This is a genomic window from Nannocystis bainbridge (assembly GCF_028368995.1).
Taxonomy (GTDB): domain Bacteria; phylum Myxococcota_A; class Polyangia; order Nannocystales; family Nannocystaceae; genus Nannocystis; species Nannocystis bainbridge.
This window is the reverse complement of sequence record NZ_JAQNDL010000003.1, coordinates 2343773-2358774: the sequence shown is the minus strand read 5'-3', so window position 1 is coordinate 2358774 and position 15002 is coordinate 2343773. Positions and strand designations below refer to the sequence as shown.

General features: G+C 71.7%; 12 protein-coding genes and 6 tRNA genes. 10 read left to right on the top strand and 8 right to left on the bottom strand.

Features of this window, described 5'->3' with window-relative positions:
- Positions 1–44: 44 nt before the first annotated feature.
- The gene (trhA, locus tag POL25_RS34600) at positions 45–692 is read right to left on the bottom strand and encodes a PAQR family membrane homeostasis protein TrhA (protein ID WP_272090580.1); all 648 of its coding nucleotides are present in this window, start codon (positions 690–692) and stop codon (positions 45–47) included.
- Between the two features lie 574 nt (positions 693–1266).
- On the opposite strand from trhA, the gene POL25_RS34595 reads away from it, so the two are divergent.
- The 6 genes from POL25_RS34595 (at position 1267) to POL25_RS34570 (ending at position 2048) form a co-directional block, all read left to right on the top strand.
- Positions 1267–1341, top strand: a tRNA-Pro gene (locus POL25_RS34595).
- 174 nt (positions 1342–1515) lie between these two features.
- Positions 1516–1602 (top strand) — tRNA-Leu (locus POL25_RS34590).
- 37 nt (positions 1603–1639) lie between these two features.
- Positions 1640–1722: transfer RNA gene (locus POL25_RS34585), tRNA-Tyr, on the top strand.
- Between the two features lie 14 nt (positions 1723–1736).
- A tRNA-Leu gene (locus POL25_RS34580) sits at positions 1737–1822 on the top strand.
- A 24-nt stretch (positions 1823–1846) separates the two neighbouring features.
- A tRNA-Leu gene (locus tag POL25_RS34575) sits at positions 1847–1932 on the top strand.
- Positions 1933–1962: 30 nt separating this feature from the next.
- A tRNA-Leu gene (locus POL25_RS34570) sits at positions 1963–2048 on the top strand.
- Positions 2049–2075: 27 nt separating this feature from the next.
- On the opposite strand, the gene POL25_RS34565 is transcribed toward POL25_RS34570, so the two are convergent.
- The 3 genes from POL25_RS34565 to POL25_RS34555 form a co-directional block, all read right to left on the bottom strand.
- Positions 2076–2294 carry a hypothetical protein gene (locus POL25_RS34565; RefSeq protein WP_272090579.1) on the bottom strand — a complete coding sequence of 73 codons (219 nt, stop codon included), beginning with the start codon at positions 2292–2294 and terminating at the stop codon, positions 2076–2078.
- A 15-nt stretch (positions 2295–2309) separates the two neighbouring features.
- A complete protein-coding gene (locus tag POL25_RS34560; protein WP_272090578.1) occupies positions 2310–3323 on the bottom strand; it encodes an FAD binding domain-containing protein in 1014 nt (337 codons plus the stop codon).
- 190 nt (positions 3324–3513) lie between these two features.
- Positions 3514–6342, bottom strand: coding sequence for a molybdopterin-dependent oxidoreductase (locus POL25_RS34555; RefSeq protein ID WP_272090577.1), 2829 nt, complete (start codon positions 6340–6342; stop codon positions 3514–3516).
- 164 nt (positions 6343–6506) lie between these two features.
- Here POL25_RS34555 and POL25_RS34550 point away from each other — a divergent pair, with 164 nt between their 5' ends.
- Both POL25_RS34550 and POL25_RS44675 read left to right on the top strand, forming a co-directional pair.
- Entirely contained in the window at positions 6507–6743 is a 237-nt protein-coding gene (locus POL25_RS34550; protein ID WP_272090576.1) for a hypothetical protein, read from the top strand.
- Between the two features lie 411 nt (positions 6744–7154).
- Complete coding sequence (locus POL25_RS44675) at positions 7155–8609, top strand: S1 family peptidase (RefSeq protein WP_272090575.1); 1455 nt, start codon at positions 7155–7157, stop codon at positions 8607–8609.
- Positions 8610–8618: 9 nt separating this feature from the next.
- On the opposite strand, the gene POL25_RS34540 is transcribed toward POL25_RS44675, so the two are convergent.
- Both POL25_RS34540 and POL25_RS34535 read right to left on the bottom strand, forming a co-directional pair.
- Entirely contained in the window at positions 8619–9026 is a 408-nt protein-coding gene (locus POL25_RS34540) for a hypothetical protein (protein ID WP_272090574.1), read from the bottom strand.
- A gap of 189 nt (positions 9027–9215) precedes the next feature.
- Positions 9216–10685: a hypothetical protein gene (locus tag POL25_RS34535; RefSeq protein ID WP_272090573.1), complete on the bottom strand. Its 1470-nt coding sequence runs from the start codon at positions 10683–10685 to the stop codon at positions 9216–9218.
- Between the two features lie 119 nt (positions 10686–10804).
- Here POL25_RS34535 and POL25_RS34530 point away from each other — a divergent pair, with 119 nt between their 5' ends.
- Positions 10805–11464, top strand: a complete 660-nt coding sequence (locus POL25_RS34530; RefSeq protein ID WP_272090572.1) for a GIN domain-containing protein — start codon at positions 10805–10807, stop codon at positions 11462–11464.
- A gap of 223 nt (positions 11465–11687) precedes the next feature.
- Here POL25_RS34530 and POL25_RS34525 read toward each other — a convergent pair whose 3' ends face one another.
- Together POL25_RS34525 and POL25_RS34520 are read right to left on the bottom strand one after the other, a co-directional pair.
- Positions 11688–13139 (bottom strand): cryptochrome/DNA photolyase family protein, encoded by a 1452-nt coding sequence (locus POL25_RS34525; RefSeq protein ID WP_272090571.1) that lies wholly within the window; start codon positions 13137–13139, stop codon positions 11688–11690.
- 101 nt (positions 13140–13240) lie between these two features.
- Positions 13241–14404, bottom strand: coding sequence for an oxygenase MpaB family protein (locus tag POL25_RS34520; protein ID WP_272090570.1), 1164 nt, complete (start codon positions 14402–14404; stop codon positions 13241–13243).
- Positions 14405–14485: 81 nt separating this feature from the next.
- Here POL25_RS34520 and POL25_RS34515 point away from each other — a divergent pair, with 81 nt between their 5' ends.
- Entirely contained in the window at positions 14486–14974 is a 489-nt protein-coding gene (locus POL25_RS34515; RefSeq protein ID WP_272090569.1) for a glutathione peroxidase, read from the top strand.
- Positions 14975–15002 lie beyond the last annotated feature (28 nt).

The window sequence follows — 15002 nt, the reverse complement described above, 5'->3', positions numbered from 1 at the left end:
CGCGGCGTGTGGGCCAGCGGGCCCAGCGGTGGGCGCAGATCGCTTCAGGTCACGAGGACCCAGATCGCCAGGTAATGGACCAGGGCGGCGCTGAAGACGAACACGTGAAAGAGCTCGTGGTAGCCGAACACCAGCGGGACCGGGTTGGGCCAGCGGAGGGCGTAGATCACCGCGCCGCAGAAATAGAGCAACCCGCCCGTGGCGAACAGCAGGAACACCTCGTCGGCGGCGCTGCGGAGGGCTGGCGCGGTGGGCAGCGTGAAGCAGCCCATGAGCACGTAGAGCGCGGCGCTGAGCTTGCGCGGGGCTCGGGGCCAGGCGAAGGTCTTGACCACCCCCAGGCCGGCGGCGAGCCACATGGCCGACAGCAGCCACACGCTGGCGGAGCTGTCGAGGGCCAGGGCCAGCGGGGTCGCGGTGCCGGCGATCAGCAGGTAGATGTTGGCGTGGTCGAGCTTGCGCAGCCACAGGGCGGTGCGCAGCGGCCAGCCGGGCAGGTGGTAGACCGCGCTGCCGACCAGCAGGACCACCAGGGACGTGCCGTAGACCAGGGCCGAGAGGGTGGCGGCGCCGTCGCGGGCATAGAGGACCAGGGCGACCACTGCCGGGACCGCGACGGAGGCGACGTAGATGTCGGCGACGCCGCGCAGGCGTGGGCGCAGGACCGAGGAGGTCGGCGAGGTCGGGGACACGGCGGGCGCCAGGATACACGAGCGGCGCGCGGACGCGAGGGCGGCGGCGAGCGGCGCCGGCCGCGGGGGTCCGCCGGGCGGGGGACGAGCGGCGCGGCGCGGCAATGGCAGGAGTGTGGTGCGCGGATTCGCGGAGCGTGACGCGGGCGCGCGGCGAATGTGGGCACTGCCGGCGGCCCGCGGAAAAATCGTGCGAGGGACTTGACCGGCGAATCGGCCTGCTGTACATACCCCGGACCGAGTCAGGGTGAACGTCGTGGCGAACCATCAGCACATCATCGGGACGAAGCTCCAGGGCCAGCCGCTTATGGCGGGGCTCTTGCTGCTCCCCGAGCTGTTGGACCCGCGGCCGTATCTACGCCTGCTGCCGTATCTACCCCGGTAAACGGGGCGCTCCGGTCGGAGTGCAGGCGAGCGCTGCAACGAGCGCGGGGAGACATCCGAATCGTTGCACCTCCGCGAGTCCGCGTCGGCTTGCGCACGTGAAGGTTCGATCGTCGGATCGGCCCGACGGGCGAATGTTCGATGGCACTGTGACAGTGTCTCTCGCGTGGGGTCTCGTCATTTACGCTTTCGGGGCGTAGCTCAGCCTGGTCAGAGCGTCTGTCTTGGGCACAGAAGGTCGTGGGTTCGAATCCCGCTGCCCCGATCCCCCATATCAGGCCACGGACGGCCTGAGGGGTACGAGTGACACGAATACGCGCAGGTGCTGGAACTGGTAGACAACTGGCCTCGAGAGCGCCAGGCCCGTCGGGCGTGAGGGTTCGAGTCCCTCCCTGTGCATCGTATCTTTTTAAGAAAGGAAGAGGTCGACGAGTGATTCGCGCAGGTGCTGGAATTCGGTAGACAACCGACATTCAAAACGTCGGGCTCCGCGAGGGGCGTGAGGGTTCGAGGCCCTCCCTGCGCATGCTTTTGTGATGAGGAGAAGAGGACGGGGGAATTTTCCGCGGGACGCCTCAATGGTGGGGCAGTCGGCTGTAAACCGACGGCGCTTCGGCGCGGGCAGGTTCGATCCCTGCCCCGCGGACTTTTTTGAGAGACGCGCAGGTGACGGAATGGGTAGACGGCTGGCGCTCAGAACGCCAGGCTCCGGATGGGGCGTGAGGGTTCGAGTCCCTCCCTGCGCATTCTTTTGAACTGGGGAGCGACAGGCGCAAGTGGCGGAATTGGCAGACGTACGGCGCTCAGAACGCCGGGCCCCGGGTGGGGCGTGAGGGTTCGAGTCCCTTCTTGCGCATCAGGGAATCACGACGAGCAGCGGCAGCGCGCGCAGGTGACGGAATTGGTAGACGGCTGGCCTTGAGGTGGCCAGGTCCCGCGAGGGGCGTGAGGGTTCGAGTCCCTCCCTGCGCATCTACATTTGTTTTTTTGAGCGGCGTCTCAGCTCAGGCGGAGGGTGACCAGCGGGGACGGCTTGTAGCACGGGCGGCTGTCGTTGCAGGCCTCCGGGGCGGCGAGCTCGTCGTCGGGGCCCCATGGTTGGCACGTGTGGAGGCACGAGTAGGGGACCTGGTTGCGGGCGAACGTCAGCATGAATTCGGCCAGCTCGGTCGCGTCGTGCGAGTGGCCTTTCCAGCGCAGGTGGCGGCACAGTTGCATGGGCTGTCCTCGAGGTCAGGTCGGCTCGGCGGTCGCGGGTTTATCGGGCGATGGCTCGGGGGTCTTGGCGGGCGTCGCGGCGGTCGGCGTGTGGGCGAGCGCGCGCTCGAGCGCGTCGAGGACCGCGCCGCGCAGGAGGTCGAGCTTGTAGGCCGTGTGGGTCAGCGGCTTCGCGCCCTCGGCTGCGACCGCGGCGGCGGCGGCCAGGGTCGCCTCGTGCGCGGGTTTGCCGACCAGCAGGGCCTCGACCGCGGCGAGGCGGAGCGGGAGGTTGGCCACCCCGCCGACGGTGACGCGGGCGGTGTCGATGCGGCCGGCGGCCACCGCCAGGCGCACCACCACCTCGACCAGCGGCCACTCCGCGCGGGCCCGGCTGGTCGCGCGCACGTAGGCCGCCTGCTCGCCGGCGAGGGGCGGGCCGAGCAGCACGCCGGTGAGCAGCGCGCCGGGCGGCAGCATGTGGTGCCGGCGCGCATCGGAGCCGTCGCCGTAGAGGCTGGCGAGGGTGTGCTCGCGGTCGCCGGCGACCTCGACGCGGACCTCGTAGGCCAGCAGCGCGGTCGCCAGCGACGACGGGTGCGGCGCGACGCACGGGCCGAGGTCGAAGCAGGCGTGGAACAGGTGGTCGCCGCTGCGGGCCGGGCAGCCGCTGCCGCCGCTCTTGAGGCAGTCGGCGCCGGGGCGGCGGTAGTACCAGCAGCGCACGTGCTGCAGCAGGTTGCCGCCGACAGTCGCGCGGGCGCGGATCTGCGGGGTCGCGACGGCGGCCGCGGTGGCAGCCACGGCCGGGTAGCGGGCGCGCACGTCGGGGTGCGCGGCGACGGCGGCGAGGGTGACGAGGGCGCCGAGGTGCAGCTGTCCTTCGCGCCAGGTGATGGCGTCGAGGCCGGGGACGTCGCGCAGGTCGATGACTGTCCCCCGGGACAGGTCGAGCCGGCGCCGCTCGGTGAGGTCGGTGCCGCCGGCGCGCAGCTCACCGGGGCGGCCGAGCGCGGCGTCGAGGGTGGTCGGGAGCTCGAGCGCGGTCATCGGGCACCTCGTGCGGAGCGGCGAAGTGCGGTGGCGAGAGAGGTCATGCGCGGGGGCTGTTCGGCGATGGGCCCGGGGCGAGCAGCGGCGACGGGAGAGGTCATGCGCGAGGGCTGTTCGGCGATGCGCCCGGGCCGAGCTGCGGCGACGAGAGAGGTCATGCGCGGGCTTCGGGCTCGTGAGGAGAGGGTCATCCGCGGAGTCCTTGCAGGACGCGGTCGGGGCGTAGCGGCAGCTCGCGCGGGCGGAAGCCGGTGGCGTGCGCGACGGCGTTGCCGATGGCGGCGGCGGGGGCGAGGGTGACGAGCTCGGCGAGGCCGACGCTGCGGCCGTTGACGCGCTCGTAGCCGTCCTCGACGAAGTGGACGTCGAGCTCGCCGATGTCGCCGATGCCGGGGATCCGGTAATCCTCGAGGCCGCCGGTGAGGAGGGCGCCGGTGTTCGGGTCGAGGCGGCGCTCTTCGTAGAGGGCGTAGCCGATGCCCTGGATCACGCCGCCGAGGGCCTGGCTGCGCGCGAGCGCGGGCGCGACGATGTGGCCGGCGGCGATGCCGGTGTGCGAGCGCAGCACGCGGATCTTGCCGAGGCGAGTGTCGACCTCGACCTCGATGATCTGCAGCGAGCCGGCGACGTAGCGGCCGGGGGCGATGTCGGCCATCGGCGGCAAGAAATAGCCGCCCTTGTCGCGCTTGCGCGTGCCGACGAACCGCAGCGGCGGCGAGCCGGCGAGGAGCTGCTGCCAGGTGACGACGCCGCGCGGGTGACGGACGCCGCCGGGTACGGCGACGCCGCGGGCGCCGACGAGCTGCTCGGCGCGCTCCAGCAATTCGTCGCGCAGCTGCTCGGCGGCCATGGTCGCGGCCGGGACCAGCGAGGCGGTGGTGCGGCTGCCGCCCGAGGTCGGGCCCGGGACCAGCGAGGAGTCGCCGATCTCCACCTTGATGTCGGCGGGGGCGAGGCCGAGGACCGCGGCGACGGTGGCGGCGATGACGGTGCGGGTGCCGTTGCCGATGTCCTGGCAGGCCGTCGAGGCGACGATGCCGTCGGGGCCGGCGTCGATCTGCACGCGCGCGCTCGGCTGGACGAAGTAGAACCACCCGCCGACGGCCAGGCCCATGCCGCGGCGGAACCGGCCGCGGTCGCTCTGTGCGGGCTGTCTTTCGCGCCATGTCTTGAGGGACAGGGCCCAATCGTAGAGGTGATTGCGGGCGGGGTTGGGGTCGAAGCGCTTGCGCAGGAGGATCGGGTCGAGCTCGAGGCGCTCGGCGGCGATGTCGACGGCCTGCTCGAGGGCCCAGAACACCGGCGGGCCGCCGGGGCCGCGGAACGGCTTGCCGGGCGGGGCGTGGTTGACGACGTCCCAGTCGGCGATGTCCTTGGGCGCCTTGGCGTACATCAGCCGCATGAGCACGGTGCTGGTCGAGCCGACGCTGCAGCCGGCGTCGGCGAAGGCGCGGGCGGTGACGCCCTGCAGGTAGCCGTCGCGGTCGGTCGCGACCGCGAGCTCGATCTCCTGGGCCGGGCGCAGGCCGCCGGTCGTCAGCTCCTCGCGCCGCTCGAGCACCACCCGCACCGGCCTCGCGGTGATGCGCGCCAGCTCGACCGCGGCGACGCACTCGAGCTGCAGGGTGACCTTGGCCCCGAAGCCGCCGCCGACGTACGGCGCGAGCACGCGGACGCGGTCGCGGCGCAGGCCCCAGCGCTCGGCGATGTCCTCGGCCACGGCGTGGACCCCCTGCGTCGAGAGGTGGACGGTGACGGCGTCGTCGTCGGTCCAGCGGGCGACGCAGGCGTGGGGCTCGAGGGCCGTGTGGCACTGGACCTGGGTCTTGTAGGTCCCCTCGACCAGGACGCCCTCGGCCGGGGCCTCGCGCAGGCGGGCGACGGCGCGGCGGGCCTTGAGCTTGGCGGTGCTGAACAGCTGGAACGGGCCGCGCACGTTGCCGTCCCAGCCGAGCGGCAGGAGCGGGCCCTCGCTGGCGTTGGGGGCCGATTTACGGGTGTTGCGGGTCGGGTAGACCGGGGCGGCGCCGGGGGCCCGCGCGGCGTCCATGCCGACGAGCGGCGGCAGGACCTCGAGGTCGAGCTCGATCGCGGCGAGGGCGGCCTCGGCGGTGCGGGCGTCGATCGCCGCGATGGCGGCGATCTCCTGGCCGACGAAGCGCAGGGTGGTGCCGCCGTGCAGCAGATCGACCGCCCCGAACACGCCGGGCAGCGCGAGGGCCTTCGACCAGTCGACCTTGCGCACGCGCGCGTGGGCGTGCGGGGAGCGCAAGATCTTGCCCTCGAGCTGACCGGGGAGCTGGACGTCGACGGTGTACTTGGCGGCGCCGGTGACCTTGTCGCGGGCGTCGTAGCGCGGCGGCGCGGGCTCGGGGCCGGGTGGTTTTTCGTAGGCGCCGGAGCTGGCCTTTTGGACAGCTCGAATGATTCCGTCGTAGGCGGCGCAGCGGCACAGGTTGCCGGCCAGCGCGGCGGCGACGGTGTCGCGGTCGGGCTCGGCGTCGCCGTGCTCGGCGCGCCAGCGCGTGTAAAAGGCGCTGGCGGCGACGACGAAGCCGGGGGTGCAAAAACCGCACTGCAGGGCGTCCTCGGCCATGAAGGCGCGCTGCACCGGGTGCAGCTCGCCAGCGGGGGCGAGTCCCTCGACGGTGACGAGCTTGCGGCGGTGCAGGGCGACGGCGGGGAGCAGGCAGGCGGCGACCGGGACGTCGTCGAGCAGCACGCTGCAGGCGCCGCAGGCCCCGTGACCGCAGGCCTCCTTGCAACCAGTGAGGCCGAGGTCGCGCCGCACGAGCTCGAGGGCGGTGCGCTCGGGGTCGACGGTGATCGACCTGGCGGCGCCGTTGACGGTGAACTCGAGCGCGTGGGAGGCGGGCCCGGCATCGCCGACAGCGGGCAGGGAGGGCGCCTCGGCGCGCTCGCCGACGATCTTCGGGGCGCAGCTCTCACCGACGAGGACTGTGCCGCCGCCGAGAGTTCCGCGCAGGATGCCGCGCCGCGAGATCGGTGGGCTCATGCGCGAGACTGTGCGGTGAGGGCGCGAAGATTGTCAACGGTGCGGATCCTTTCCGCGCGCTCGCGGAGGCCGCCCGGCGAGCCCCGGATGCCGCAGCGCGGGCGCCGGCGGGGTGCAGCCGTTTGCATTCGACTCGAGCGGCGACTGCGAGGATCCTGCAGCCCATGTTCGACGATCTCGCGCCCTATCTATCGAGTATCCCGCCGGGTCTGCGAGACCAGGTGATCGAGCTGCGCCGGCGAGTCGCAGAGGACCCCGATCCCGTCCACGTGCTGTTCGACGTGGTGCAGTTCAAGCTGGTGTGTCACGAGATGTCGGCGCGCACCCGCAATCCCCAGGTGCTGAAGTTCGCCCAGGTCAGCCATCTGCTGTTCAAGCTGGCGCAGGCGCGGGCCGGCTGAGTCGACGGGCCTCGCGCCCGATCGAGGTCGAGGAGCTTGCCGGGCATGCCGGGCCACGCGCTGTCCCGGCGTGTGTCACGGGCCGAGAGTTTACGATTGCGCAAGATCGTCGCCGCGTGAAACCATGAAGGCGTGACTTCGATGGCGACCTCCTGATGGCGTCTCCCCGTGCGCGCCTCGGCGAGACCGTGATGCTCGCACCGAACATTCTCCAAGAATCGGCGGAGCCGGTCGATCGGGTCGCAGTCGTACTCACACAGGGGCGCCGCGGCTTTCTGGCGCCGACCGTCGGCGATTTGCCGATGTTTCACGGTTCCGATCGGCGTCGATCGCTCCAAGCTCATGGTCCGCTCGCTGCATGGAGCATGGGGGCGTTCGCCGCGAGCCGCGAATCATGGCTAGGATGATTCGGTGTTTTCCATCTATCTTTACCCATTCGCATCCATCTTCCTTTTCACGCCGGGCCTCGCGTCCGCGGACCCGCAGCTCCCGCAGGGGATTTATCAGGGGACCGAGGTCCAGGAGTGCGGCTGGCCGACCACCGTCTATCTGGACGACGGCGGCAACAGCTGCACCGGCACGCTCGTCCACCCGGAGGTGGTGATCTTCGCGGGTCACTGCGGGGCCGACTTCAAGTTCGCTCTGTTCGGAGAGGACCGCGCCGACCCGCAGGCGCGAGTGGTCGAGACCGAGGACTGCTTCATGGTCCCCGACGGGATCACCTTCGGGAGCGACATCGGCGGGTGCCGGCTCGCGGAGCCGGTGACCGATGTCCCGATCGTGCCGATCTTGATGGGCTGCGAGCTCGACGCGTTGCAGGTCGGCGCCGAGGTGTCGCTGATCGGCTTCGGCCAGGCCGACAACGGCCCGACGGGGCTCAAGCGCGAGACGACGGCGAAGATCGCCGGCTTCCCCGGGGAGGAGATGCTGATCACGGGCGACGACATGCACAGCATCTGCTACGGCGACTCCGGCGGTCCGGTGATGCTGCAGCTGCCCGACGGCGGCTGGCGGGTGTTCGGCATCGCCTCGTATGTCATCGGCGGCTGCGGAGCCGAGCAATACTTCTCGATGATGCACAAGCACATCGAGAAATTCGAGTCCTACCTCAACGTCGATATCACGCCCTGCCATACGCCCGATGGCACGTGGGATCCGAGCCCCGACTGCGGCGGCTTCGCCCTGCAGCCCGGGGTGCCTGCCGGGACCTGGGCGACCGGCTGCCAGGCCGACGCGCCGGTCTCGGAGGCGAGCGCGGCTTGCGGTCCGGCCTATGGTGAAATTGTCGACGACGAACCGCCGCAGGTCGAGATCGTCGGGCTGATGCAGGGTCATACGTATGAGTCCGAGGGCCCGCTGCCGCTGAAGATCACCGCCGTGGCGAGCGACGGCGCGGGCAAGCCGGACGGCTGGGGTATCGCCGAGGTGCGGCTCGTCTTCAACGAGAAGGAGGTCCCGAACGGCAAGCGCGAGGCCGGGCCGTACACCTGGAGCGTCGGACTACCGGCGGGCGGTTATGTGATCAGCGCCATCGCGGTCGACCATGCGGGCAACGAGGCCTACGCCGCGCCGATCGCCATCGGCGTCAACAAGCCGGCGCCCGAGCTGCCGGACGAGTCGACCACAGGCGAGCTGTCGACGACCGGCGAATCGGAGACGACCGGCGAGCAGCCGACGACCGGCGCCGACACGACTGGCGGGGAAGGCGAGACTTCGAGCAGCGGCGGCACGAGCGAGGACAGCGCCACGACCGCGGCCGGCACCGATGACGACGGCGGTTGCGGCTGCCGGCAGCAGAACGGCCCTGCGGCCGCGCTCGGGCTGCTCGCGCTGCTCGGCTTCCGCCGTCGGCGCAGGGTCGTGTAGATTCGCGGGTCAGCCGTACCAGGCCCAGTTCGCGCGCAGCCCGGTCGCGCCGGGCGAGCGCTTGACCGTGATGCAGTCGCGGATCGCTTGCTCGATCTGCGCCTGCGACACCGATCCGAAGGGCAGCGCGGCCTTGGCGTAGAGGTAGCAGTCCGCTTCGGCGAAGCGCGCCAGGCCCTCGGGGCACGCGGCCTGGTTCATGTCCTCGTAGAACGCGTCGAAGTCGCAGCCCGGGTCGAGGTTGCAGATCAGCGCGGAGACCTGGACATCGCGCGAGTGGATGCCGCCCTGGAACTTGATGCCCTCGATCTCGAAGCGCCACCAGCCCTCGGACTCGAGCAGGGCGGCGGGGTCGAGGCCGAAGCCGTGCCTGAGGGCGGCTTCGAAGGCGGGGATCCTCTGCGACTCGTCGAGCATGGCGCGGATTCTTACCACTCCCCGAGGGGTCGGGGGCGGGCGATTGGCGGTTCGCCGTATTCGGCGCGCGGGGCGGAAGTCGTGCGAGTCGCGAGGCTTCACAGCACGTGTCATGCGTGGCGAGAGTGTCTCGCCCGCATGCCGCTCGACCTGCGCCGGTCGCCGGCTCGAGCCGGCGGGCATCTGCCCTCAGAGTCCGCCCTTGATGGCCACACCGACGCCGGTGAGGCACATCTCGTCGAGCGTGCCCTCGCCGAGGCCGACGGGGACCGGGGCGTCGAGGCCGGCCTCGGCCAGCATCTCGACCACGCCGGGGTTGGCCATCGTGTTGTCGTAGACGCAGCGGAGGCGGACCTTGTCGCCGGCGCGGACGCGGAAGCTCGAGCCGATCGGGGCGTCGTATTGATAGGAGCGCTGCCAGTTGAAGTCCCACTTCGGGGTGTGCAGCAGGCAGGTCTCGGTGTCGCCGCTCTCGACCCATACGCGCATGTCGACGCCGACCTTGTGCATGTGATTGAGGACGGTCCAGACGCGCACGTCGGCGAACACGGGGATCTCGGCGGGCACGGTGTACTCGTACTCTTCGACGTGTCCGGACGCGCCGGCGGGGATCATCAGCGGGCCGTTCAACGACGTGCCCATGCCGGGGGCGCCGATGAGGGTGAAGAGGGTCGACCACTCGGCCGCGGTGTCGCTCCAGCGCAGGGCGAGGCCGGTCGCCTTGTCCTCTTCGGGGCCGCCGCCGGTGGCGTGATAGTGGACGTTGAGGATCAGCCGCGCGCCGGCCGGCAGCTCGGTCGTCACGCCCGCGGGCGCGATCATCGGCATGCCGCCGGGGACCCACCCGCCGATCAGCTGCGCGTTGCCGATGCCGGACCCGCCGCCGCAGTTCTGCTTGACCCCGCCGGGCCAGCTCGCCGAGTCGGCGCCGGCGTCGACGTAGATCAGCACGTGATGCACGATCTTCGGGTTGCCCGCGAGCACCTGGATGCCGTCGACGTAGACCGGGGCGTCGTTGCCCGGGTCCAGGCTCAGGCAGTGGAAGAAATCGGTGGTGTTGCCGACCCTGTCGACGGTCAGCGGGGTGGCCATCGTGATCGATTTGGTCGGGTTCGCCAGGTCGAGCGAGGGCGGCGACGGCAGCGGGGCCGCGAGCGCGAGATCGCCTTCGGGCGCGCCCAGATCGGCCCAATCCTGGAACATGGCCTTTTGCTCGTCCGACAGCCGCGGGTCGTGCAGGTAGGGCAGCGGCGGCTGGCAGACGTCGGTCTCGAGCGCGTGCCACGGCGGCATGAGGCCGAGGGCGACGCTGCTGGCCATGACGCCGGCCCACTGCTTCGACTCCTCGTAGTCGGTCAGCGCGAACGGGGCGATCCCGCCGGCGACGTGGCAGCTCTGACAGCTGGCGGTGACCAGCGGGGCGATGTCCTGATGCCAGTTGGGCCGCACGGCTTCACCGCCGTCAGTGGTGCTGGTGGTCGGCGCGGGCTCGCTGGTGGTCGGGGTGCCGGTGGCCTCGCTGCCGCCGCTCGCCTCGCTGCTGCCGGGGGCCTCGGTCTCGGCGGTGGTGGCGGCGGTGTCGGTGCCCGCTTGCGAGTCGCCGCAGGCGGCGAGGACGAGCGAGGTGACGAGCAGGGAGCTGCGCTGGACGGAGACCATCGCAGGATGCTGCCACGCGGGCCGCGAGGCCGTCCACGCCTGCTGTGGCGGGCGGCGGGCGGTTCCGCACGAGCCCGAGGGGCGCCCGGGGGCCACCGGGACGCGCTACGGTGCCGGCCGTGCGCAGGACCATCGCGACGCTCGCGCTGCTGGCGGGCTGTGAACTGAAGGGCGACGGGACCCCCGCGGAGGCGGAGCGCACGGTGCCGCCGCTGGCCCAGATCGAGGTGTTCGACGACTTCGAGGTGACGGTGACGGTGCGGCCCGAGCTCGACCCGGAGGCCGACGTGACGCTGCGCGTGACCGGCGACGCAAACGCGCTCGGGCGGCTGTTCACCGAGGTCCACGGCGACGGGGTGCTGTCGATCGCGGCCGATCCCAACCTGCGTCAGGAGCTGACGCTGAAGCCGACGGTGACGCTCGAGGTGCCGGCGCTGGTCGGGGTGTTCGCGTCCGACCGTGCGGTGGTGCGCGTGCTCGGGGCCAGCGGAGCGCTGGCGATCGAGGCCGAGCTGGCGAGCCTGGTCGAGGCGAGCGAACTGACCGAGATCGCGGCGACGGTGGTCGCCCGCGACGCGAGCCGGGTGACGCTGGCCGGCGCAGGGCCGGAGGTGACGATCGCGGCGTCCGACATGGCCCACGTCGGCGCGTCACGCCTGACGGCCGAGCATGCGAGCGTGACGGTCGACGGCGAATCGGCGAGCGTGACGGTGTGCACCAGCGGGGCGGCGCCGACGATCGAGGGCGAGGCCGCGCTGGTGACGGTCGCCTGCGACTAGTCTAAAGGACATGCTCTTAAGGGCGTGCTCCGAAAGACATGTCTATTAAAACATGTCCTTTAGGGCGACGGCGTCACGGCGAGTCACGTGACTCGAAGTAACTCGACGGCCATCTCGGGACGAGGCGAGGCTGACCTCGCTCCGGATGCGGCGCGCACTCGCCGTCGCTCCTTGCCCGCGCGAGCGAGTCGCAGGGATCGTCGCAACGGGCCCGCGGCCAGGTTCAGGCCGCGTAGCGGCGCAGGTAGTCGCGGGTCGGCATCTTGCGGGCGGTGTTGTCGCTGCTCATGTAGCGGATCTTGCCGAAGATCGGGCGCTCGGGGCCCCAGGGGCGGTCGTAGCGGCCGAAGATCCACAGGATGTTGGTGTAGGAGTTGGGATCGCGGCCGTCGAGCGCGTACTTGTCGTTGAGGCGGAGCAGGTTGGCGAGGGCCGCTTGCGGGCTGGGGCTCCACTCGAGGATCTTCTTGCCCCACAGCATGCGCAGGTAGTTGGTGATCACGCCGTCGCGCACGAGCTGGGTCTGGGCGGCGTTCCACAGCGGGTCGGCCGTGGCGGCGCGCTCGAGCTGGTCGACGGTGTAGAGATTGGGGCGCGGGTCGCCCGCGTGGTCGGCGAGGGTCTGGCGGGCCCAGCCCGGGAGGCTGTCGTAATCGGCGTAGTCGTCGCGATAGGTGCACATGTTGAAGCCGAGCTCGCGCCAGGTGACGAGCTGGTCGAGGAAGGCCTCGGTGTCCTGGGCGACGCCCCAGAAGCCGTGGCGCTTGCCGCCGGCGTTCTTCTTGAGCTTGTCGGGGCTCCAGCCGGCGCTGCGCATGACGGCGTCGAAGACCTCGTGGGCGCCGACGTGGCCGAAATGGAGGTAGGGCGAGAGGCCGCTGGTGTTGTCGGCGTCGAGGGTGTTGTGGCTGGCCTCGTAGCCGCCGAGGGTGCCGTCGACGAAGCGCCGCAGACGCTCGTGACCGGCGACGCTGCCGCCGCGGCCGGCCGGGGTGACCGCGTGATCGATGGGCAGGGCGTCGAGGCCGTCGGGGATGCCGGGCGGCCAGCGGCGCGTGATCTCGGCGGGCAAGGCCGGGGCTGCGGGCAGGCGCAGGCGCAAGAACGGGTCGGCGCGCGGGCCCTCGCCGAGGTGCTGGCCGAGCGTCTTTTGCAGGTAGCGGCGGAAGGCGAAGGCGGTGGGAAACACGCGGCCGGCGGCGCGGATCGGCAGGAGGCCGTTGCCGTCGACCTGCTCGAGGCGGACCTCGAGTCGCTCGCCGGCGGCGGCGACCATGCGCGGGAGGAAGAAGCACGGCCAGTCGTCGGTGACGACCACGCAGGCGCGCGCGGCGAGGGCGGCGAGCAGGCCGGCGCCGGCGCGCGGGCCCGGCTCGACGTAGGGGTAGTAGGCGACGCCGGCCTCGGCGCAGCGGCCTTGGTTGTCACGCATGCCGGCGAGCACGAACGCGTGCAGGCGATCGGAGGCCCACGGGTAGTCGCAGCGCAGCGGCTCGAGCACGAGCAGTGGTTTGTTCAATTCGCGGGCCCAGCGGAGGGCGCGGTCGAGGCTGTGATTGCCGCGGGTGCGGCGATAGGCGATCATCCAGTAGAGGACATAGTCGCCGTCGGGACGGGCGGGGAGGTCGCGGACGGCGGTGACGCGCGGGTCGGGGAGCTCGGAGAGGGTCGACATGGGGAGGCTCGGGGACGGGCGGGGAACGTCGGGGCGGGGAGCATCGGATGTCCCTCGGGTCATGTCATGACAATGACCCAAAGGACATGTTTTAAAAAGGGTCAGGCGGCGGTGGGGCGGCGACCGAGGCGCTCGGGCATGGGGTAGGTCGGGCGCTCGCCGTCGAGGCCGACCTCGACGACGAGGTCCCAGTAGCGGCGGCCGAGGGCGACGGCGGAGGCGTCGAGCGGGGGGAGGACGGCGCGCAGGCGGTCGAGGCCGCCGAACACGGAGGCGAGCAAGGGGATCGAGAAGGGGTGGCGCTCGGAGGGGACGCCGAGCGCGTCGGCGACGCCGTGGCCGACGAGGTGGCGGCAAAGGCTGCCGCTGATGCGCACGCGCGCGGCGGCGATCTTCCGCTCGCGAGGGGTGCGCGCGGCCTGCAGCGGGGCCTGGAGCAGGGCCGCGGTGAGGGCCCGGGAGTCGGCGTCAGGCGGGCCCTGGGTGAGGAAGATGCACTCGGCGAGGCGCCGCGCGGCAGGCTCGCGGTCAGGCACGAGCTCGTCGTCGACGCCGAGGATCCAGCTGGCCAGGCGCCACAGGTGGACGTAGTCGTCGGCCTCGTCAGCGCCGATCTGGAGGCCGAGCAGGCGCAGGCCGTCGAGGTAGGTGTGGCTGAAGAGGAGGCTGGTGGCGAGCATGTCGTGCTGGTTGATCGGCACGGCCCAGGCGGCCCTGTCCCAGCGACCGGTGGCGAGCAGCAGGCGCCGCACCTGGGCGTGCATGAGGCGCACGTGCAGGGCGATGGCCCGGCCCTCGCCGCCAGGCAGCAGGCCGCCAGGCTCGCACACGGCGGTGACGAAGCGGGCGGTCTCGGCGAGCCGCCGCGGGGCGGCCTCGCGCAGGCGACCGCTGAAGGCCAGCGGCTTGTTGCCGGCCGGGGCGGCGTAGCCAAGGACGAGCGAGCGCAGGCCGAGCACGAAGCCGCCGACCACACCCGCCCGCGAGAACAGGTGGCTGGCGCGCGCGAGCCGGTCGGGCTCGACCCACGCGGGCAGACCGGCGACCGACTCGAGCAAGGCAGCGACGGGCTCGGGGGCGCGCCCGGGGTCGGTCAGCGCGGCGGCGAAGACGGCATGTCCTTCGGGACAGGTCGAGAGCCAGGCCGCGGCCGCGTCGGCGAGCGGGTCGGCGCGCTCGAAGGCGGGCAGGAGTCGGCCGATGAGGTCGCCGAACTGGGCGCGCGCGGCCGGGAGGTTGTGGACGCGGGCTGGGACTTCCGGCATCGCCAGGAGGGTGCCACACGTCGGGCCGCGCGCACGCGGCGGAGGTGCGCGCGCAGGCAGGGGCGTGGTAGGGTGCCGGCCATGCAAGGCCCTGCGCTCGACCACGAAGTCCGGACCCTCGCCGGCGCTCCCCGCTCGCTCGCCGACTATCGCGGCCAGGTGCTGCTGATCGTGAACACCGCCTCCCAGTGCGGGCTGACGCCGCAGTACCAAGCGCTCGAGGCGCTGCACCAGCGCTTCCGCAATCGCGGCTTTACGGTGCTCGGGTTCCCGTGCAACGACTTCGGCGCGCAGGAGCCGGGCTCGCCGGAGGAGATCCAGCAGTTCTGCGATACGCGGTTCTCGCTCAACTTTCCGCTGTTCGAGAAGGTCCAGGCCAAGGGCGACAAGTCGCCGCTGTATCGCACCCTGACGGAGGAGCTGCCGGAGGGCCTGCGCGGCGAGATCAAGTGGAACTTCACGAAGTTCCTGGTCGACAAGGACGGCCACGTGACGCACCGCTTCGAGCCGCAGGTCGAGCCGCTCGCGCCCGAGGTGATGGCGGCCGTCGAGCGGGCACTGTCCGCATAAGCGCCCGGTCAAACATGACCATTGACAG

Coding starts and splice junctions, on each gene's coding strand:
- POL25_RS34565 (WP_272090579.1), bottom strand. CDS start 2,294: ATGCAACTGTGCCGCCACCTGCGCTGGAAAGGCCACTCGCACGACGCG.
- POL25_RS34560 (WP_272090578.1), bottom strand. CDS start 3,323: ATGACCGCGCTCGAGCTCCCGACCACCCTCGACGCCGCGCTCGGCCGC.
- POL25_RS34555 (WP_272090577.1), bottom strand. CDS start 6,342: ATGAGCCCACCGATCTCGCGGCGCGGCATCCTGCGCGGAACTCTCGGC.
- POL25_RS34550 (WP_272090576.1), top strand. CDS start 6,507: ATGTTCGACGATCTCGCGCCCTATCTATCGAGTATCCCGCCGGGTCTG.
- POL25_RS34540 (WP_272090574.1), bottom strand. CDS start 9,026: ATGCTCGACGAGTCGCAGAGGATCCCCGCCTTCGAAGCCGCCCTCAGG.
- POL25_RS34535 (WP_272090573.1), bottom strand. CDS start 10,685: ATGGTCTCCGTCCAGCGCAGCTCCCTGCTCGTCACCTCGCTCGTCCTC.
- POL25_RS34525 (WP_272090571.1), bottom strand. CDS start 13,139: ATGTCGACCCTCTCCGAGCTCCCCGACCCGCGCGTCACCGCCGTCCGC.
- POL25_RS34520 (WP_272090570.1), bottom strand. CDS start 14,404: ATGCCGGAAGTCCCAGCCCGCGTCCACAACCTCCCGGCCGCGCGCGCC.
- POL25_RS34515 (WP_272090569.1), top strand. CDS start 14,486: ATGCAAGGCCCTGCGCTCGACCACGAAGTCCGGACCCTCGCCGGCGCT.